This window comes from Chryseobacterium sp. SIMBA_029 (genome assembly GCF_046535275.1).
Classification (GTDB): Bacteria; Bacteroidota; Bacteroidia; order Flavobacteriales; family Weeksellaceae; genus Chryseobacterium.
This window is the reverse complement of sequence record NZ_JAWRXA010000025.1, coordinates 1-4,014: the sequence shown is the minus strand read 5'-3', so window position 1 is coordinate 4,014 and position 4,014 is coordinate 1. Positions and strand designations below refer to the sequence as shown.

3 protein-coding genes are annotated in these 4,014 nt (G+C 35.8%); 2 read left to right on the top strand and 1 reads right to left on the bottom strand.

The features are described from left to right. Positions 1 to 149: 149 nt before the first annotated feature. The gene (locus SB679_RS23015; RefSeq protein WP_410704627.1) at positions 150 to 1,772 is read right to left on the bottom strand and encodes an ABC-F family ATP-binding cassette domain-containing protein; all 1,623 of its coding nucleotides are present in this window, start codon (positions 1,770 to 1,772) and stop codon (positions 150 to 152) included. Between the two features lie 120 nt (positions 1,773 to 1,892). On the opposite strand from SB679_RS23015, the gene smpB reads away from it, so the two are divergent. Further along, positions 1,893 to 2,351 (top strand): SsrA-binding protein SmpB, encoded by a 459-nt coding sequence (gene smpB / locus SB679_RS23010; RefSeq protein ID WP_034713109.1) that lies wholly within the window; start codon positions 1,893 to 1,895, stop codon positions 2,349 to 2,351. A gap of 77 nt (positions 2,352 to 2,428) precedes the next feature. After that, positions 2,429 to 3,931, top strand: coding sequence for an OmpA family protein (locus tag SB679_RS23005; RefSeq protein ID WP_410704626.1), 1,503 nt, complete (start codon positions 2,429 to 2,431; stop codon positions 3,929 to 3,931). The last annotated feature ends 83 nt before the right edge of the window (positions 3,932 to 4,014 follow it).

Here is a 4,014-nt window from a genome sequence, read left to right as displayed (position 1 = left end):
GCTTGACATACTGGGTTTCTAAATGTTCTTCCATAACGATTCTTTTTTTGTGTATCGATATTTCAGGACTAGACATTATATTTAAATAAAAAATCCTCAAAGTAACTTTGAGGATTTTTTTTATTCTGAAATTAGAATGTGTTCTTGTCTTAAGAATACATTTTTTCTCTTAATTCTTTTACTTTTTTATCACCAAGATATTCATCGTAAGTCATTTCTCTATCGATGATTCCTGAAGGAGTCAATTCAACAATTCTGTTACAGACTGTCTGAAGCATTTCGTGGTCATGAGATGCTAATAAAAGATTTCCTTTAAAGTTTGATAAAGAGTTGTTCAATGTAGTAATACTCTCAAGGTCTAAGTGGTTGGTAGGTTCATCAAGTAAAAGAACGTTTGCTTTCTGAAGCATCATTCTACTGAACATACATCTCATTTTTTCCCCTCCTGAAAGTACAGTACAAGATTTCAAAGCTTCATCCCCTGAGAATAGCATTCTTCCAAGGAATCCTCTCATGAATTCTTCGTGACGCTCTTCATCATTTTTAGTGAATTGTCTTAACCAGTCTACTAAACTTAGATCTTCCTGGAAGAAATTCGTATTGTCTAAAGGCATATGCGACTGGTTGGTAGTAACACCCCATGCAACGGTACCTTTGTCTGCTTCAACATTTCCGGCTAAAATTTCAAAAAATTCAGTGATTGCTAAAGAGTTTTTAGAAATTACCGCTACTTTATCTCCTTTTTTAAGATTAAGGTCAATATTAGAGAAAAGTAATTCTCCATCTTTAGTCTTTTCAAGACCTTTTACATCTAAGATCTGATCTCCGGCCTCTCTTTCCATTTCGAAAATAATCGCAGGATATCTTCTTGAAGATGGCTTAATATCGTCGATATTAAGTTTATCAATCATTTTCTTTCTTGCCGTTGCCTGCTTAGCTTTTGCTACGTTTGAACTAAATCTGGCAATGAAATCCTGAAGTTCTTTTTTCTTCTCTTCAGCTTTTTTGTTGGCCTGAGCTCTTTGTCTTGTTGCCAGCTGTGAAGCCTGATACCAGAATGAATAATTTCCTGTATAAAGGTTCAGTTTAGCATAATCCAAGTCACCGATGTGAGTACAGACAGTGTCTAAGAAGTGACGGTCGTGAGAAACAACAATAACTGTATTTTCATAATCCGCAAGGAAGTCTTCTAACCAGGAAATCGTGTCGATGTCCAGGTCATTCGTAGGTTCATCCAGAATCAATACATCAGGATTTCCGAAAAGTGCCTGAGCCAAAAGAACTTTTACTTTGTCCTTGTTCTCAAGTTCACTCATCATCTGCCAATGCATATCATCCTTGATTCTTACATTGGAAAGCATACTTTGTGCATCAGATTCTGAGTTCCATCCTCCCATTTCATCATAGATAACACCAAGTTCTCCAGCTTTTATACCATCTTCATCAGAGAAATCTTCTTTCGCATATAGCGCGTCCATTTCCTCTTTTATTTCAAATAGCTTTTTATTTCCTCTTAATACAGTTTCAAGAACAGTATATTGATCGTAAGCAAAGTGATCCTGCTCTAAAACTGACATTCTTTTTCCTGGTTCTAGTGATATATTTCCTGTTGTAGGATCCTGTTTTCCAGTTAATATTTTAAGGAATGTTGATTTTCCAGCTCCATTAGCTCCGATAATCCCATAACAATTTCCTTTTGCAAACATGATGTTTACCTCGTCAAAAAGAACTCTTTTCCCGAATTGTAAAGATAAGTTAGATACTGTTAACATATAGTTTTGTAAATTTGGCGCAAAATTACGAAAAGAATTTGGGTAATTTATAATAATGTCATAGCCAAGTTTTTAAATGTACCGTATTTTTTATATATTTCATAACGAAATTTAAAAATGATGAAGATCGAAAAAACAGTCAATATATTTAATAGAAGAGCCCGGTTTGAATATGAAATTCTTGAAGAATTTGAAGCAGGCATGGTATTAACGGGTACGGAGATAAAATCTTTACGTTCTTCCAAAGCTTCCATTACAGAATCGTTCTGTCAGTTTATTGATGGGGAATTATACATTATAAATATGATGATTGATGAGTATAAATTAGGTACTTTTTACAATCACAAAACAAAAAGGGAACGGAAATTGCTGTTGCACAAAAAAGAATTGCAAAAACTTGAAAAGAAATTAAAGGACGCGGGAAATACTGTTATACCTTTAAAGTTATATATTAATGACAAGGGAAAGGCAAAGGTTTTAATAGCGCTAGGAAGGGGGAAAAAGCTTTTTGATAAAAGGGAAGCGATAAAAGATAGAGAAAATAAACGTAACCTGGATAGAATATTAAAGAAAAGTTAAAAATCATTTAAAAAACTTTGTATATAAAGAAAAATTATATTTATTTTGCATTATCAATTATTTAATCATTTAATTCTATGAAAAATCTAAAATTAGGAATTTCAGCATTGGCGCTTACTGTAGCCTCTACTGTTTTCGCTCAGACTACCAACAATCCGTGGTTAATCGGGGTTGGTGCTCACGCGGAAAACCATAAAGCACAGCAGGGCAACTTCAGTAATACGTTCTCTGCTAATAATTTGACGAAGACAATGTTCAATGTGAACAACTTCTCTATCACTCCTCCATTGTCTAAGCTTACTGTAGCTAGAAACATTGGTAAAGGTTTGGTTATCGACTGGCAGACTTCTGTAGGAAATGTTGATAATAAGAGATTCAACATGGGTAAAGAGTTCATGTTAATGACTGGTCTTGGTTTCCAAGCTAAAGCAGCAGGTCTTTTATGGAACGAAGAGTCTTGGTTTGATCCTTACCTAAGAGTAGGTGCTAACTACTTAAGACATGACTATACTGCTCTTTCTTTTCCAAGAACAGATGTTAATGGAAACAACGTTTTAAACGGAGACGGTGGTAACGAAAACGGTAAAGCTAATTTCTTTACAGTTTCTACAGGTGCTGGTGCTAACTTCTGGGTAACTAAGAACTTCGGTCTTGGTGTTCAGGGTGATTATGTATCAACTCCTGGTGATAAATCTACTGTTGCTAACTTTTGGCAAGCTTCAGCATCTTTACTATTTAGATTTGGTAACAGAGATAGAGATAAGGATGGTATCTTAGATAAAGACGATTTATGTCCAGATACACCAGGTTTACCAGAATTCCAAGGATGTCCTGATACTGACGGTGATGGAGTTCCAGATAAAGACGATCAATGTCCAGACGTAGCAGGTCCAGTTGAAAACAACGGTTGTCCTTGGCCAGATACTGACGGTGATGGTGTTATCGACAAAGATGATGCTTGTCCTACAGTTGCAGGTCCAGCAGAAAACAACGGTTGTCCATGGCCAGATACTGACGGTGATGGTATCTTAGACAAAGATGATGCTTGTCCTACAGTTCCTGGAGTTCCAGAATACAACGGATGTCCTGCTCCGAAAAAACCAGATGTAGTTACTGTTAACAAAACGTTGAAAGATATCTTATTTGATTTCAACAAAGCTACGATCAGACCAGAGTCTAGTAGCAAATTAGATACAGCTGCTCAAATCATTAAAGATGCAGAAGAAACTAACTTCTTAGTAGTAGGTATGACGGATGCTAAAGGTTCAGCTGCTTACAACTTGAACTTATCTAAGCAAAGAGCTGCTGCTGTAGTTGCTGCTTTAGAGGCTAGAGGTATCAACCCTAACACTCTTAAGTCAGTAGGTATCGGTTCTCAGGAAGCTACTGTTCCTGCAAAAGCTTCTGATGCAGAAAGAATGGTTGACAGAAAAGTTATCGTAAGATCTATCTCAGGTTCTGAGTGGGAAACTTACAAGAAAAATGACATGACTGTAGCTAAACCAGTTGTTAAAAAAGCAACTAAAAAGGCAACAAAAAAAGCTCCAGCTAAGAAGGCTCCAGCTAAAAAGAGAAAATAATTAATTTTTTGACTAGTCCTGAAACTCCGATACAGATTAAAGGACAAAAATAAATAATTAAACCAGAGCAAATTTGTTTTTGC